Source organism: Pseudomonas sp. YeP6b (assembly GCF_025642995.1).
Classification (GTDB): domain Bacteria; phylum Pseudomonadota; class Gammaproteobacteria; order Pseudomonadales; family Pseudomonadaceae; genus Aquipseudomonas.
This window is the reverse complement of the sequence record NZ_CP080090.1, coordinates 377,501-393,987: the sequence shown is the minus strand read 5'-3', so window position 1 is coordinate 393,987 and position 16,487 is coordinate 377,501. Positions and strand designations below refer to the sequence as shown.

Genomic DNA, 16,487 nt, shown 5'->3' with positions numbered 1-16,487 from the left:
CGATTTGCTTAGGTGATACGTTGCTGGCCCTGGCGGGCGGTTGCATCGCATACTCGGTTCAATAAACACACCGCTGGCCTATGCGGGTGAAAACGTGTGGCTCATTTTCGAGGGTTTCTTATGTTTTACGTGCAACGTGATGCACAGGGTGCACTGAGTCGCGTGGAGGCCGCCGCCTTTGCCGAGTCAACCGAAACCCTGCCGGCCGATCACCTTGAGATTCAGGCTTGGTACGCCAACGAAGCGGTGGAAACCAGCCTGGCACAGCTCAAGCAAAGTGACCTGGAGATGATCCGGGTGCTGGACGACTTGATTCAGGTACTGACCCAAAAGGGCGTGATCAACGTGACGGACCTGCCGCCGGCGGCGCAGGCCAAGCTGATGGACCGTAACCACGCGCGGGAAGCGTTGGGCGGGTTGAGCCATTTGATCAATGATGAAGAGACCGGGCTGATCTGATTTCGGCAGGCAAACCGAATCTAAATGTGGGCAGGCTTTTGTGGGAGCTGGCTTGCCTGCGATGCAGGCACCTCGGTGTATCAGGCAGCCCGAGGTGATGCTATCGCAGGCAAGCCAGCGCCCACATAAGCCCGCTCCCACATTGGATTGGCATTATTTCCAGGGCGCGGGTTCACCAAACAACTGGCCCTGCACGCCGAAAATCCCCATCTCGCGAATCACCTTCAGCTCACCCTCGGTTTCCACGCGCTCGGCAATCAATGGCAAGTCGATACTGTGGGCCGCGCGTTGGATCGCTTCGATAAACAGGCGCTTGTCGCTTTCCTGGTCGATGGCGCGGATGTAGCTGCCGTCGATCTTCAAGTAAGCCAGGCCCAGGCGCGCCAGGTTGCCGATCATGCTGAAGCGCCCACCAAAACGCTGCAGGCTTAGGGAGAAGCCCAGCTCGCGTAGGCGCTTGGTTAACTGTTCCAGCAGCGCCTGCTCAGGCAATTGTTCTTCGCCAATTTCCAGGGTCAGGCGCGAGCCCAGGTTGCTGTGCTGGCGTAGCAGCTCAAAAATCCGATTCAACGCCTGGGCGTCCTGCAAGGTCGCCGCCGAGAGGTTCAGCGCCAGGCTATGGCTGTGGCCGGCCATCTGCTTGAGCACTTGCTCCAGCATCAGGCGGTCCAGGCGCGCGGTCCAGCCGAAGCGCTCAAGCCACGGCAGGAAACGCCCGGCGGGTATGGTCTGGCCGTCTTCATCCTGCAAACGCGACAGCACTTTGTAGTGCAGGACCAGCTGCGGGTCCTGGCTGGCGACGACCGGCTGGAAGTACAGCTTGAAACGTTGCTGAGTCAGGGCCTGGTCAAGCAGGGTGTGCCAGGCATGGTGATCATCACCGACGCTGGCGGCGGCACTGTGGTCGAGGCACACCCAACTGGTGTCGCCCTGCCCTTCGGCCTGGGCCAGGGCTTGGTCAGCCAAGGTCAACAGCGCCTGGGGGGAATCGCCATGGCTGAACGGCGCCAGGCCGATATAGGCGACCGGCGTCACATCACTGGCACCGGTGGCTTGCAGGCTGAGTAAGGTGCTTTCAAGGTTCTGCGCCAATTGCAGCGCTTCATCGCGCACCAGCCCGGGCGCCAGCACCGCGAATTCACCGCCGCGGATACGGGTGACGAGGTTGTGGGTTTCGGGGTACGGCTCGCACTCGCGCAGCAGTTGTTCACCGACCGCTTGCAGCAACTGGTCGGTGCGCTGACCACCCAGGCGCTGGTTAAGACCGGCCAGGTCCTTGACCCGCAATAGCAGCAGGTAGCCGGAGTTGGTGTCTTCCGGGTTACTCACCCGGGCGTTGAGCTGCATCTCGAAATAACGGCGGTTGGCGAGGCCCGTGAGGTTGTCCTGATAGGATTCGTTGCGCAGTTTTTCACTGCGCTCGGCCTGCTCCTGGAACAGCGCCTTGAGCTTCTCTACCATCTGGTTCATGGCCTGCACCACACGGCGCAGCTCCGGCGTACGTGGCAGGTCGGGCACGCTGAGGAACTCGCGGCGCGCAATGGCGTGGGATTGCTTGACCATGTAGTCCAACGGTTTCAGTTGCCGACGCAGCAGCAACGCGCCCAGCACCGCACTCACCGCACCGCACAGCAACAGCCAGCCGAGGCTGCCCAAGGCGCTTTGCCAAAGCTTGGCCAGGGCGAACATCGGGTGGCTGACCACTTCTACACGTGCCGCCTGTTCCCAGCCGCGGTTGACCAGCGCATCACCACCGGCCGGCTCCAGGCCGATCAATTTCACGAACCAGTTGGGCACACCGTTGTTGTCGGGGATACCGCTGCGCTCGACGATGGTTTTGTCAGTGGCCAGATCCACCACGCGAATGCTGGCGTAATAGCCGCTGTCGAAGATCGAGCTGACCAGTAACTCGACCATCGCCGGGTCGTCGATATTGGGCGTCAGCGACAATGCCAGCGCCGTCGCCGCGTCCTGTGCATGCGAGCGCAGCTGGTTGACGTATTGCGTGCGCGAGCTTTCCAGGCTGACCATGAAGCTGCCGCTGAAGGCGATCACCAGGAACAGACAGATTGCGATCAATAGTTGTTTGAACAGAGACATCCGATCAGTTACTCCTAGTTGGCAGGCTCGGCTGGGAAGCCTTCCGCACGCATTTTTTTCAACACATCCTGCCAGCGCGACAAGCGTTTAGTGTCACCGACTTTCTTGTTGCCCTTGGCGCCGGGCAAGTACAAACCTTCGGCGTTGAATGAGTACACCGGAATCAGGTCGGTACGGCGGGTGGCCGGCAAGATTTCGTCCATCAGGCTGTCGAGCACCAGCGGGATCGCGTCTGGGGTCGAATAATACGTCAGGACCATGTGAGCGCGATTCTGACGCAAGGCCTTGACGTAGGTAATGCGCAATTTGTCGCTGGAGACGCCCAAATGACGCAAACTGAAATACTTGGCGATCGCGTAGTCCTCGCAGTCGCCAGCCCCCTTCCAGAGTGCTTCGATGGACGTCTCCCAGTAGTCGACCACGTGCCAGAGGTCGGTGTCTTCCACGTAAGACATTTGCTTGTTGAAGAACAGGTTGACCACCTTGAGCTGCTCCTGCTCGTCGACCTGCTTTTGGGTCGCCAGCAACCGCTGCCAGGCGTCGATACGCTGCTGGCCCTCCCCCAGCGGCCCGTACAAGGCCGTGGCCTTGCGGCTGATCTGGGAAAAATCCCAATCAGCATGCAGCCCGCCGAGCATAAGGCCGGCCAACACAATCGCTGAAAACAGCCAGCTAAAGATTCGAGAGGGAATAAAACTTACCGCCAAGGCGTTCAGTCCATGAAGAGAGACGGAATTTCAAAGGATGGTGATGCTTCGACTGGCAAAAAACAATGGCACAGTGCAATCATCCATCGGTCGGGCGAGTTTATAACCGCCCCCTGTGGGATGCACAAAGTACGCCCCGTAAGCCCTTACAAACGGAAACTTTGGTTGTTTGACAAGCGCGCGGCCCGTCTCTAGTGTGCATTGGATCCAATTAAACACACTCCACTCAAGAAAGGAGGATAGCGTAACCGTGACGCAGAAGCCGAACCCTTTAAGCAGCATCAAAATCAGCGGGCCTATTCCCGCCCATCTTGCTCGCGCCGTTATTGAAGAAACACTGCGTAATGCCATTCTCGATGGTCGATTGCCGTGTGGCACCGCGATGCGTCAGCAAGAGCTGGCTAGCCTGTTCGGCGTTAGCCGTATGCCCGTGCGCGAGGCTTTACGCCAACTGGAAGCTCAATCCTTGCTGCATGTGGTGACCCATAAGGGCGCCGTGGTTGCACCGTTGATCGAAGACAATTCGGCTGAGACCTATGAACTGCGCATGCTGCTTGAATCCGAAGCGTTGCGCCTCTCGACTCCGTTTCTCACCGACGCCGACATCGCTGAAGCCGATGCCTACATCAATGCGTTGGAGCAGGAGAAAGACTACACCGAGATTGGCCGTCTCAACCGCCTGTTCCACATGGTGTTGTATGGCAAGGCACCTAACCAGCGGCTGCTCAAACTGGTTGAACACGGTTTGAATGAGGAGGAACGCTTTCTGCGCTTCAACCTTGAGGCGATGGGCCTGGGCGAGACGTCCCAGGAAGATCACCGAGAACTGCTGAGCCTGGTGGCGCAGAAGAAAGTCGACGAGAGCATCCTGACGCTACGCAACCACTTGATGCGAGGGATGGAGGTAATCACCACCTACCTCAATGGTCTTGAAGCCTGCGCAAAGAAAGGCGCGCAGTAAGGTTTACGGCTCTGTTCCTTGACGCCTCTACGGTGTGGGGCTCCCTACCTCTCGGCGAGGGGCCCGCACTGATACGCCAGCGCCAGAACGATTCGATTTAAATAAGACGGCTCACTTCGAGGAAACTTCAAACAACTATCCAGGCAACTTACCCACAACAAGATATTTCTCGAAAAAACATCTAACACATTCATAAGATCCTCAAAACGTTTAACCAGACTATTATCTCTCGCCAATAAAACAAACATTTCGCTCGGCAGCACAACCCTATGTGCGGTTAGCGCTGCGCGCGTGGCACGGCTAAATGCCATCTTTACGTTGTTAATTAAAAACCCATTACTGTTTTCAGAGCAGTCGCAACAACTTATTAGGCGTCAACCATGCACCAACACTTACTTAAACAAAAAAAACTGCAGTTATGCAGCCATCCGTTATTTATAGAAATAACTTCAGTCAACAAGTTACACGTTTTTATGGAGCACCATGTATTTGCCGTTTGGGACTTCATGACCTTGACCAAACGCCTGCAGCAGGACTTGACCTGCACGCATTTACCCTGGCTTCCGCCCGCCGACCCGAAAGCCGCCCGCCTGATCAATGAAATCGTGCTTGGAGAGGAGTCGGACGAACACCCAACACATGGCCATTGCAGCCACTTCGAACTGTATCTGGAAGCCATGGTGGAGGTAGGGGCCGACACCACTAGCATCCAGCGCTTCATTGAATTGCAGCGCCAGGGCGTGGAAGCAAGTGCAGCCTTACACATGCTTGAGGTGCTTCCCGGCGTGGCCGGCTTTGTCGACAGCACGCTGGACATCGCGTTAAACGCACCTACCCACTGCGTGGCGGCGGCCTTCCTGCACGGCCGCGAGAGTGTCATCCCGTTGATGTTCGAACGTATTCTGCACAGTAATCCATGCATTGTTCGTCAAGCACCCACCCTGAACTATTACCTCAGCCGCCACATCGAGCTGGACGCTCAAGACCATGGGCCAGCGGCGCAGCAATTACTCCAACGCCTGATCGGGACAGACACTGCCCGACAACGCCAGGCCGATGACACCGCCCTCGCCGCCGTGCAAAACCGCCTCAGCTTCTGGGACGCCGTGCGCGCCTCGCTTCAAGAGGTGCAACCATGACCGCCGTCGACTACCGCTCCTTTGCCGAAGACTGGGAACGCCGTGCAACGATCCGCACACGCCCTCGGCGCCTGCTGGAAAACGATGACAGGTTGATCTATCCGCTGTGCCGCCAACCACTGGTGCTGAGTGCAACCTTTCTGGAGCACTGCCCGCAGTACCGCGACTTTGTGTTGGCGCAAAGCTTCTACAAATTCATCAACGATGTGGTGATCTTCGAAACCGAGATCGTCGGCAAGACCGCCCGCAACATTGCCAAGAGCCACTTTTCGCTGCCCTTCCCCCTCGCCTGTCGCGTGGACGCGATGACCGTCGTGGTGGATGAGGACTACCACGCGCTGGTCGCGCTGGACTTCCTGCAACAGACCGTGGAAATGACCGGCATACAGCCCCTCGACCTGCCTGGGCAAATCGAACTGAGCCATGCCCTGCCGGCAGCGCAGGCGATGGCACCGGCACACCTGCGCGATGCCGTGGAATTGATTGGCGTGGCCATCGCCGAAAACACCGTCACCCATGACGTAGCGGCGTTTTCCAAGGACGACAGCGTCAAGCCTTCCATCCGTGGCTTGATGGCCGATCACTTGTTTGATGAAGGGCGCCATGCGCAATTCTGGACGCAACTGGTGCGTCTCTACTGGCAAGCGGCAAGCACGGCCGACCGCGACAGTATCGCTGTTACCCTGCCGACCTTTTTGGCGCATTACCTGACCAACGATCTGCAAAAAGGCTTTGATTTACACCTGATCGAACACCTGGACGTCAGCGCCGATGTTCGCCACGCGCTACAGGGCGAAGTCGCAGCGCTGGACTTTCCCATCACCCGCCAGCACCCACTGCTCGGCAACATCATGGGGTTCCTGCATCAGAGCGGCGTGCTGCACACACCGAGCGTCGCCCTGGCCCTGAGCGACTACCTGCCCGAACCGGGGAGGCCGGCATGAGGCGCTTGAAGATTGGTTGGAACGGCAGCAGCAATGCCTTGCAAGCGCTCAGGCAGACGCTGGAGCAATACGGGCACGTCAGCGCAACAGAATCCCTCGACATCGTTATTGAAGATGGCAGCCAACCACCGCTGACTCATTCCGACAACGCCCAATGGATAAGCCTGCGCCTGGGTGTCGGCCCGGTGTTCGAACATGGGCTTCCCGCGCTGCAGTTGCGCTGCTATGACCATGACCAACGCGTATTGGCGGTACAGGACCTTGCCGACGAACCCAGCGGCAACGGCCAGCAACTACGCCGGCACGCGACGAACGCGCTGGTGGAATGGGTGGCCTCGCTGGTCAGCGGTTTCTCGAGGGACGTGGGCTTCTTCGCCGCAACCACCACCGTTAACGCCTGGCCCGAGCAAGGCCTGCAAACGCTGGACGCGCTGGCGTTTGTGCATCGATTCAATCGCACAGCGCAGCCGGCATTATTGCAAGCAGCCCAGGCGCCCATCATCGAACGGCTACAGGCAAGCCTGCACACATTCGCCGAACGCCCGGCGCTGAACATCGCCGGCAGTGTGGTGACCTACCAGCAATTACGGATACGGGCCCTATCGATCCAGCAACGCCTGCGCCCCCTGCTGGAAGGCATTGAGGCGCCAGCAGTGGTCGGCGTTTGCCTGGGCAAGTCCACCGAGTTGTACGCCAGCATTCTCGCGGTGTTGGGTTGCGGCGCGGTGTACCTGCCACTGGCACCGGAGCATCCGCCACAGCGCCAGCAAACGATGCTGCAAAGTACTCGGGCGAGCGTGCTGTTGGATGATGGCCAGCACCCTTTGCGCGACCAGTTCGTTAGCCTGAATGTGTGCCAACTCGACCCGACGCACACTGACACCACGCAGCCTTTGGCGCACCATCGCGCCAGCGGCGAAGCACCCTGCATCGTGCTTTTCACCTCCGGCACCACCGGCCAGCCTAAAGGCGTGCTGCTCAGCCAAGGCAACCTTGCGCATTTCACCGCCTGGCTTGGGGCCTGTGTGGCGCTGAATGAGCAGAGCCGTGTGCTGCAATTTTCGCCGCTCAGTTTCGACTCATCGCTGATCGATATCTTCCCTGCCCTGATCGCCGGTGCCGAGTTGATCGTGCCCAGCGAGGGCCAGAGGCACGACCCTCAGCAGTTGGTCGAGCTGATTCGCCAAAAGAACATCAGCCACGCGTTTTTGCCACCGGCACTTTTGAGCATCCTGCCACTGGATCAGCCGTTGGGCCTGACCCACCTGTTGACCGGCGGTGATACCTGCGAGCCGCACGTGATCGAAAGGTTGGCGGGCCAGTGCCGATTGCACAACCTCTACGGCCCTACCGAGACGACGGTGTTAGCCACCCACCGCATGTTTCAGGCCGGCGACAGCCATCGCAACGTAGGCCATCCGATTGCCAACAGCCGGGTGCTGATCCTCGACGACCACCTGCAACCGGTGGATGAGCAGGTGATGGGCGACCTATACATCGTCGGCCCTGGAGTGAGCCTGGGGTATGTGAGCGCACCGCAACGGGTGGACAACCCGTTCGTTGAGCTGACACTGCCGGATGGCCAGATGCTGCAGGCTTACCGCAGCGGCGACCTGGCGAAATGGACGCAAGACGGTATAGAGCTGGGCGGTCGACGGGATGACCAAGTGAAGATCCGTGGTTTTCGGGTCGAGCCTCAAGAAATCGAAGAGTGCCTGCGCAGCAGCCGGTTGTTTCGCCAAGTGGCCGTGGTGATTGATGGTGATCGCCGGATTTTCAGTTTTGCCGCCCAGCCCGAGCCCGGCGCCACGCTCGCAGGCTTGAAGCGACATGCGCAGCAATGGCTACCGGCTTATATGCACCCCGAAGTGTGGACTGAGGTGCCAATAATGCCGCGCACCTGCCACGACAAGATCGACCGCCAGGCACTGCTGGCGATGCCAATGCACCCCACGCCCCACACTGCCCGTCACGCAGCACAAACGCCTCTGCAAACGCGTCTGACGGCGCTGTGGAGCGAGTTGCTGTCGGTACCTGGCGATGCTCTTGGCATCGATGACAGCTTTTTCAACTTGGGCGGCCATTCCATCCTGCTGTCGACGTTGTTGCTGCGTCTGCGCGATGAGTTTGGCCGCAGCCTGTCATTGAGCCGTTTCTTTGAGGCGCCGACGATTCGTACGCTCGCCGTGCTGATGGAGGACGGTGAACTGCCCAATGCACCGTCAGGCCAAGTGCACAAAGACGCATCGCAAGCGCTGAATCTACACATGCTGCATGAGGACCGCGCCGGTGATCCGCGCAAGGTGATCGTCACAGGCGCCAACAGTTTTGTCGGGGTGCACCTAGTCGAAGCGTTGTTGGCGGGCGGTGCGCAAGAGGTGGCCTGCCTGGTGCGAGAACAGCCGGGGCGCTCGGCGGCGGCGCGGTTTGCCGAGGCATTGCGCGAGTATCGCCTGGACCATCTGGACCTGAGCCGCGTGCAGGTCCATGCCGCCGATATCAGCCTGCCCCGGCTGGGCCTGGCCAGCGACGTGTATGAACACCTCGCCAGTACTTATGGCGTGTTGGTGCACAACGCAGCAAGGGTCAATCATGTGATGGACTACGCCTCACTCGCCAGGGACAACGTCGAACCGGTGCTGGAGTGCCTGCGCCTGTGTGAAACCCAGTGCAAGAAGGTCTTCAATTTCATCTCCACACTGTCGGCCTGCAGCAGCGTCGACGCTCAGGGGAACATCCTTGAAACACTTGCAGTGGCGACGTTGCCGCTCTATCTGAAGAACGGCTACAACCTCTCCAAGTGGGTGGCCGAACGGCTGTTGGGACGAGCGGCCGAGCAAGGTGCCTGGGTCAATATCTATCGCCCGGGCAATATCGCCTTCAACAGCCGCAGCGGTGTTTGCCAGCCGCAAAACAACCGCTTGATGCTGATGCTCAAGGGGTCGTTGCAGCTGGGCCTGGCGCCCCGCCTTGAGGTGAATTTCGACCTGATGCCGGTGGACTTCTTTGCCCGTTTCGTTGCGTTCCATTGCAGCCAATTTTCTGCCAGGCGCAACGTCTTCAACCTGCACAACCCACAGCCCTTGAGCTGGGATCACTACCTTGATGCATTCAGCCAGGCGGGCCACCCTTTCGAACGGGTGAGTGTTGCGCATTGGCAAAGAGCGTTGCGTACGGTGGGCTGCGAGAACGCGCTGTTTGGCGTGCTGGGTTTCTACCTGGATGACCTTTCAGAAGACATCAGCGACATCTCGATGATCTGTCACGACAACGCACGCCAGGGTGTTGAAGCCATGGGCGAGCACTACCCACAAAAGGACCCGGCGCTGTTGCGTAAGGGCTGCGACCACCTCAGGGCCATTGGCTTTCTCTGACCGCTAAAGGACACGCTTATGAAACCGCTGCAACCGGATACATTGATCCGCAACCCGAATGCCGCACCGTTGGTGGCGTCTGTCGAAGTCCCGTGCGAAGCCGCTCGCCTGTGGAACGTGGTAGGCAACTTTGCAGGCTTTGATGCCTTCATTCCCGCCCTTTCGCACATCGACATGACGGGGACAGGTGTAGGCGCATTGCGCACGAAATTTTTCCACGATGGCCATTGCGTTGTAGAGCAACTCAACAGCAGGGACGACGAGGCCATGTGCATGACATGGACCACAATCTACAACACGTTGGGCGTCGCGCGGTTGTGGGCTGCAATGCGCGTGGAAGGGCTTGGCGAGGGGTGCTCCAGGGCGACCTGGACCCTGGTGGGCGAGCCACTGGAAACTGCGCAGGCAGAGTTTGAACAGTTTGTGCAGGCGTTCGCCGACAGCGCACTGCAGAACGTGCGCCAGATGCTCGGCTGATCAGCAGGAGCGAGAGGCCTCGCTCCTGCATAAACAGGGTCAGATTTTGAAGCTGTCGACCAATTGCTTCAGACGGCTGGCCTGCTGGGACAGTGCATCGCAGTCCTTGAGCGTTTCGTTGAGGTTAGCCACGCCCTGCTGGTTCAGCAGGTTGATCTGGTTGATGTCGACGTTGAGGGTTTCAACCACAGCGGTCTGCTCTTCGGTGGCGGCAGCAACCGATTGGTTCATGCCATCGATCTCGACGATTCGCTGAGTCACGCTGACCAGGCGCTCACCGGCCTGGTTGGCCACTTCCACGCTTTCTTCGCTGGAGGTCTGGCTGGCGTTCATGGTGGTCACCGCTTCACGCGAACCCACTTGCAGCGAAGTGATCATCTTATGGATCTCTTCGGCGGATTCCTGGGTACGGTGCGCCAAGTTACGCACTTCATCGGCAACCACGGCAAACCCGCGCCCGGCTTCCCCGGCACGCGCGGCCTCGATCGCGGCATTGAGCGCCAACAGGTTGGTTTGCTGGGAGATGCCTTTGATCACATCAAGGATGTGGCCGATGTTGTCGGTGCTGGCGTTCAGGGTTTCGATCTGGGTGCAGGACAGGCTAATTTTTTGCGACAGCTCCGACATCGCCAGGATGGTTTTCTCTACCACCTTGCGACCGTCGTCTGCCTGTTCACTGGCACCACTGGCGTGCTGCGAAGCATCGGCGGCGTTACGCGCGATTTCCTGGGTGGCGGCGCCCAATTCGTTGATCGCCGCGGCCACGCTATTGGTCCGCGCACTTTGCTCGTCCGAACCGATGATCGAAGCGTTGGACGAAGCCATCACGCGCTGGGACAGGTCGTGTACCTGACGCGTTGCCGAAGACACTTCCGAGATGGACGCGTGAATACGCTCGACGAACTGGTTGAAAGCACTGCCAACCTCGCCAAACTCGTCCTTAGTGGTCACGTCCAGGCGGCGAGTCAAATCGCCCTCACCCTGGGCGATGTCCTGCATGGCAACACCCATGGTGGTCAGGGGGCGTAGCAGCACTTGAATCAACAGGCTCAAGAGCACCGCAATGGCGACGACCGCGATTAACATGGCGATCAGCGCAGAAGTACGGAACTTGCCCAGTGGTGCGTAGGCTTTGTCTTTATCGATCGACAGACCGATGTACCAGTCTGCACCGGGCAAACCACTGATCGGGGTGAACGAAAGGATACGGTCCTTGCCATTGAGGACAACGTCCTGGCTGACCTTCTCGATGCGCAGATTAGCGCCAGGGTAGATGTCCTTGAGGTTTTTCATCACCTGGGCCTGGTCAGGACTGACGATGACCTGGCCATCGGCGCTGACCAGAAACGCATGGCCCATGCCGCCGAAGTCTACCGAATTGATGATCTTCACCAGGGTTTGCAAGCTCAGGTCGCCGCCGACCACACCCAGCAGTTCGCCGTTCTTTTTGACCGGCAGAGCGATGGTCACGATCTGCCCGCCCACAGCTGCCATGTAGGGCGGGGTGAGCATGGTTTTATCGGCGGCCACCGCTTGTTTGTACCAGGGACGCTGACGAGGGTCGTAATCGTCGGACATCTTGGCGTCAGGGCGTTGGGTGAACACGCCGTTGGTTTGACCGACATAAGTGAACTGGAAATTCGAGGTGAATGCAGGCTGGTCGACCAGGCCTGGAAGGTCGGCAGCACTGCCCTGATGCGCAACGTTTTGCGCCAGGTTTTCGAGGACCAGAATCCGGCCACTCAGCCAGTTCTGCACACTGCTGGCGGTGAGTTCACCCGATTGCTGGATAGACGACTCCAGGTTTTGCTTGATGGTGCTGCGCTGCAGGTAGTCGTTGTAGAACGTGAATAACGCGAAAGCGAGAACCACGACGCCTGACGCGGCCAACAGAATTTTATGACTGAACTTGAGATTCATTTCATCGACTTCTTTTTGCCAAAGGGGGATGAGCGTGCCGAGTGGAACATTTCATCTAACGGGATAGGCGAACTCTGCGACCGCTCTATTTCGGTGCACGCATGGCTCATCAGTCTTTCGGCCAATTCAGGAAAAATCTTAGAAATTTGTGAGATACATCCTTATTTTGAGTAGGAAACCGACAGGCGGTACAGTCGCACTGGGCAGTGCCGCCGATGCGGCGGACCTGGCGCAAGACACCTGTGTGCAGCTACTGCAAAAGACTGAACGCTTTGAACTCAAGGCGCCTCGGGCTTTTTTGCGCACGATCGCTCGCGGCTTGGTGGTTGATCATTGGCGCCATGAAGAAATCGAGCGCGCTTACCTCGAGTCCATCGCCCATCTGCCGCAAGCGCTGGCACACAGCGCCGAAGCCCGTGCGTTGGTACTGGAGCTTCTGGAGGACATCACCCGCCTGACCGGCTGGCAGTGCTGGACGTCTGACCTCGCGACCGGCACCAGCGAGCGGCGCAGTGTGCAATTCTGCTCACTTGCCGGGAAGTTTCCAGCCGCGAGGGTTCCTAGTTATTAAACCTCTAAACGACAAAACCCCTGTCTGCGTTAGCAGACAGGGGTTTCGGAATTCAATCTTGACGATGACCTACTCTCACATGGGGAAACCCCACACTACCATCGGCGATGCATCGTTTCACTGCTGAGTTCGGGATGGGATCAGGTGGTTCCAATGCTCTATGGTCGTCAAGAAATTCTGTGTACCAGACCGTTGCGTGAGCAACGTGCTGGTGAAATTCATGGACTTCTACATAAACAAAACCCCTGTTTGCGTTAGCAGACAGGGGTTCTGGAATTTAATCTTGACGATGACCTACTCTCACATGGGGAAACCCCACACTACCATCGGCGATGCATCGTTTCACTGCTGAGTTCGGGATGGGATCAGGTGGTTCCAATGCTCTATGGTCGTCAAGAAATTCGGGTACTGAGTCGTGACCTTATGGCCTCGCTTCAGCAAATTGGGTATGTGATAGCTTTCGGTGTTTTGTGAGATCGAACTTTCGGTTCTATCGTCTTCACACACCGCAATCTGATGCCTCTACTTGTTTCCAAGTCCGAAGTAGTCAAATTGCTTGGGTGTTATATGGTCAAGCCTCACGGGCAATTAGTATTGGTTAGCTCAACGCCTCACAGCGCTTACACACCCAACCTATCAACGTCGTAGTCTTCGACGGCCCTTCAGGGGACTCAAGGTCCCAGTGAGATCTCATCTTGAGGCTAGTTTCCCGCTTAGATGCTTTCAGCGGTTATCTATTCCGAACATAGCTACCCGGCAATGCCACTGGCGTGACAACCGGAACACCAGAGGTTCGTCCACTCCGGTCCTCTCGTACTAGGAGCAGCCCCTCTCAAATCTCAAACGTCCACGGCAGATAGGGACCGAACTGTCTCACGACGTTCTAAACCCAGCTCGCGTACCACTTTAAATGGCGAACAGCCATACCCTTGGGACCGGCTTCAGCCCCAGGATGTGATGAGCCGACATCGAGGTGCCAAACACCGCCGTCGATATGAACTCTTGGGCGGTATCAGCCTGTTATCCCCGGAGTACCTTTTATCCGTTGAGCGATGGCCCTTCCATACAGAACCACCGGATCACTAAGACCTACTTTCGTACCTGCTCGACGTGTCTGTCTCGCAGTCAAGCGCGCTTTTGCCTTTATACTCTACGACCGATTTCCGACCGGTCTGAGCGCACCTTCGTACTCCTCCGTTACTCTTTAGGAGGAGACCGCCCCAGTCAAACTACCCACCATACACTGTCCTCGATCCGGATAACGGACCTGAGTTAGAACCTCAAAGTTGCCAGGGTGGTATTTCAAGGTTGGCTCCACGCGAACTGGCGTCCACGCTTCAAAGCCTCCCACCTATCCTACACAAGCAAATTCAAAGTCCAGTGCAAAGCTATAGTAAAGGTTCACGGGGTCTTTCCGTCTAGCCGCGGATACACTGCATCTTCACAGCGATTTCAATTTCACTGAGTCTCGGGTGGAGACAGCGCCGCCATCGTTACGCCATTCGTGCAGGTCGGAACTTACCCGACAAGGAATTTCGCTACCTTAGGACCGTTATAGTTACGGCCGCCGTTTACCGGGGCTTCGATCAAGAGCTTCGCGTTAGCTAACCCCATCAATTAACCTTCCGGCACCGGGCAGGCGTCACACCCTATACGTCCACTTTCGTGTTTGCAGAGTGCTGTGTTTTTAATAAACAGTCGCAGCGGCCTGGTATCTTCGACCGGCATGAGCTTACGGAGCAAGTCCTTCACCCTCACCGGCGCACCTTCTCCCGAAGTTACGGTGCCATTTTGCCTAGTTCCTTCACCCGAGTTCTCTCAAGCGCCTTGGTATTCTCTACCCAACCACCTGTGTCGGTTTGGGGTACGGTTCCTGGTTACCTGAAGCTTAGAAGCTTTTCTTGGAAGCATGGCATCAACCACTTCGTTAACTAAAAGTTAACTCGTCATCAGCTCTCGGCCTTAGAATCCCGGATTTACCTAAGATTCCAGCCTACCACCTTAAACTTGGACAACCAACGCCAAGCTGGCCTAGCCTTCTCCGTCCCTCCATCGCAATAACCAGAAGTACAGGAATATTAACCTGTTTTCCATCGACTACGCTTTTCAGCCTCGCCTTAGGGACCGACTAACCCTGCGTCGATTAACGTTGCGCAGGAAACCTTGGTCTTTCGGCGTGGGTGTTTTTCACACCCATTGTCGTTACTCATGTCAGCATTCGCACTTCTGATACCTCCAGCAAGCTTCTCAACTCACCTTCACAGGCTTACAGAACGCTCCTCTACCGCATCACCTAAGTGATACCCGTAGCTTCGGTGTATGGTTTGAGCCCCGTTACATCTTCCGCGCAGGCCGACTCGACTAGTGAGCTATTACGCTTTCTTTAAAGGGTGGCTGCTTCTAAGCCAACCTCCTAGCTGTCTAAGCCTTCCCACATCGTTTCCCACTTAACCATAACTTTGGGACCTTAGCTGACGGTCTGGGTTGTTTCCCTTTTCACGACGGACGTTAGCACCCGCCGTGTGTCTCCCATGCTCGGCACTTGTAGGTATTCGGAGTTTGCATCGGTTTGGTAAGTCGGGATGACCCCCTAGCCGAAACAGTGCTCTACCCCCTACAGTGATACATGAGGCGCTACCTAAATAGCTTTCGAGGAGAACCAGCTATCTCCGAGCTTGATTAGCCTTTCACTCCGATCCACAGGTCATCCGCTAACTTTTCAACGGTAGTCGGTTCGGTCCTCCAGTTAGTGTTACCCAACCTTCAACCTGCCCATGGATAGATCGCCCGGTTTCGGGTCTATTCCCAGCGACTAGACGCCCTATTAAGACTCGCTTTCGCTACGCCTCCCCTATTCGGTTAAGCTCGCCACTGAAAATAAGTCGCTGACCCATTATACAAAAGGTACGCAGTCACCCAACAAAGTGGGCTCCCACTGCTTGTACGCATACGGTTTCAGGATCTATTTCACTCCCCTCTCCGGGGTTCTTTTCGCCTTTCCCTCACGGTACTAGTTCACTATCGGTCAGTCAGTAGTATTTAGCCTTGGAGGATGGTCCCCCCATATTCAGACAAAGTTTCTCGTGCTCCGTCCTACTCGATTTCATGACTAAGAGATTTTCGCGTACAGGGCTATCACCCACTATGGCCGCACTTTCCAGAGCGTTCCGCTAATCTCAAAGCCACTTAAGGGCTAGTCCCCGTTCGCTCGCCACTACTAAGGGAATCTCGGTTGATTTCTTTTCCTCAGGGTACTTAGATGTTTCAGTTCCCCTGGTTCGCCCCTTACACCTATGTATTCAGTGTAAGGTAACCATCTTATGATGGCTGGGTTCCCCCATTCAGACATCTCCGGATCAAAGTCTGTTTGCCGACTCCCCGAAGCTTTTCGCAGGCTACCACGTCTTTCATCGCCTCTGACTGCCAAGGCATCCACCGTATGCGCTTCTTCACTTGACCATATAACCCCAAGCAATCTGGTTATACTGTGAAGACAACATTCGCCGAAAATTCGATAATACTCAATTACGAGTAACTCACAAATTTTACCTTAGCCTGATCCGTTACCAGTGAAAGTAACGTTCAGTCTATCTTTCTATCACATACCCAAATTTTTAAAGAACGATCTAATCAAAGACTAGAAATCAACATTCACCATCACCTCGATGGAATGCTCATTTCTAAGCTTTCAAAACTTTCAGAAGCAGTAGTGGTGGAGCCAAACGGGATCGAACCGTTGACCTCCTGCGTGCAAGGCAGGCGCTCTCCCAGCTGAGCTATGGCCCCGTATTTCTACAGGCGTTTCCCACACAAAATTGGTGGGTCTGGGCAGATT

General features: G+C 57.0%; 10 protein-coding genes, 2 tRNA genes and 3 rRNA genes (1 of these 15 cut by a window edge). 7 read left to right on the top strand and 8 right to left on the bottom strand.

The window, feature by feature from the left end:
* Positions 1-120: 120 nt before the first annotated feature.
* The gene (locus KZH41_RS01850; RefSeq protein WP_094953149.1) at positions 121-459 is read left to right on the top strand and encodes a tryptophan synthase subunit beta; all 339 of its coding nucleotides are present in this window, start codon (positions 121-123) and stop codon (positions 457-459) included.
* A 153-nt stretch (positions 460-612) separates the two neighbouring features.
* On the opposite strand, the gene lapD is transcribed toward KZH41_RS01850, so the two are convergent.
* A complete protein-coding gene (gene lapD, locus KZH41_RS01845) occupies positions 613-2,559 on the bottom strand; it encodes a cyclic di-GMP receptor LapD (RefSeq protein WP_263274268.1) in 1,947 nt (648 codons plus the stop codon).
* A gap of 14 nt (positions 2,560-2,573) precedes the next feature.
* Positions 2,574-3,266, bottom strand: a complete 693-nt coding sequence (gene lapG, locus KZH41_RS01840; RefSeq protein WP_412548778.1) for a cysteine protease LapG — start codon at positions 3,264-3,266, stop codon at positions 2,574-2,576.
* Between the two features lie 250 nt (positions 3,267-3,516).
* Here lapG and KZH41_RS01835 point away from each other — a divergent pair, with 250 nt between their 5' ends.
* From KZH41_RS01835 to KZH41_RS01815, 5 genes are all read left to right on the top strand, one after another.
* Positions 3,517-4,227: a GntR family transcriptional regulator gene (locus KZH41_RS01835; protein ID WP_094953152.1), complete on the top strand. Its 711-nt coding sequence runs from the start codon at positions 3,517-3,519 to the stop codon at positions 4,225-4,227.
* A gap of 380 nt (positions 4,228-4,607) precedes the next feature.
* Positions 4,608-5,366 carry a DUF3050 domain-containing protein gene (locus KZH41_RS01830; RefSeq protein ID WP_094953154.1) on the top strand — a complete coding sequence of 253 codons (759 nt, stop codon included), beginning with the start codon at positions 4,608-4,610 and terminating at the stop codon, positions 5,364-5,366.
* Entirely contained in the window at positions 5,363-6,310 is a 948-nt protein-coding gene (locus KZH41_RS01825) for a diiron oxygenase (RefSeq protein WP_263274267.1), read from the top strand. Before KZH41_RS01830 ends, KZH41_RS01825 begins: the two co-directional genes overlap by 4 nt.
* On the top strand, positions 6,307-9,684 hold the full coding sequence (locus KZH41_RS01820; RefSeq protein WP_263274266.1) for an amino acid adenylation domain-containing protein: 3,378 nt from the start codon (positions 6,307-6,309) through the stop codon (positions 9,682-9,684). Before KZH41_RS01825 ends, KZH41_RS01820 begins: the two co-directional genes overlap by 4 nt.
* An 18-nt stretch (positions 9,685-9,702) precedes the next feature.
* The gene (locus KZH41_RS01815) at positions 9,703-10,161 is read left to right on the top strand and encodes an SRPBCC family protein (protein WP_094953158.1); all 459 of its coding nucleotides are present in this window, start codon (positions 9,703-9,705) and stop codon (positions 10,159-10,161) included.
* A 39-nt stretch (positions 10,162-10,200) separates the two neighbouring features.
* Here KZH41_RS01815 and KZH41_RS01810 read toward each other — a convergent pair whose 3' ends face one another.
* The gene (locus KZH41_RS01810; protein WP_094953160.1) at positions 10,201-12,081 is read right to left on the bottom strand and encodes a methyl-accepting chemotaxis protein; all 1,881 of its coding nucleotides are present in this window, start codon (positions 12,079-12,081) and stop codon (positions 10,201-10,203) included.
* A gap of 166 nt (positions 12,082-12,247) precedes the next feature.
* Between KZH41_RS01810 and KZH41_RS01805 the strand changes: the two genes are divergently transcribed.
* Positions 12,248-12,652, top strand: a complete 405-nt coding sequence (locus tag KZH41_RS01805; protein WP_317988389.1) for a sigma factor — start codon at positions 12,248-12,250, stop codon at positions 12,650-12,652.
* Between the two features lie 56 nt (positions 12,653-12,708).
* Here KZH41_RS01805 and rrf (KZH41_RS01800) read toward each other — a convergent pair.
* The 5 genes from rrf (KZH41_RS01800) to KZH41_RS01780 all read right to left on the bottom strand — a co-directional run.
* Positions 12,709-12,824, bottom strand: a 5S ribosomal RNA gene (gene rrf / locus KZH41_RS01800).
* 109 nt (positions 12,825-12,933) lie between these two features.
* Positions 12,934-13,049: ribosomal RNA gene (rrf, locus tag KZH41_RS01795) — 5S ribosomal RNA — on the bottom strand.
* Between the two features lie 170 nt (positions 13,050-13,219).
* Positions 13,220-16,111, bottom strand: a 23S ribosomal RNA gene (locus KZH41_RS01790).
* A 251-nt stretch (positions 16,112-16,362) separates the two neighbouring features.
* A tRNA-Ala gene (locus KZH41_RS01785) sits at positions 16,363-16,438 on the bottom strand.
* Positions 16,439-16,468: 30 nt separating this feature from the next.
* Positions 16,469-16,487, bottom strand: a tRNA-Ile gene (locus KZH41_RS01780); it runs 58 nt beyond the window's last position.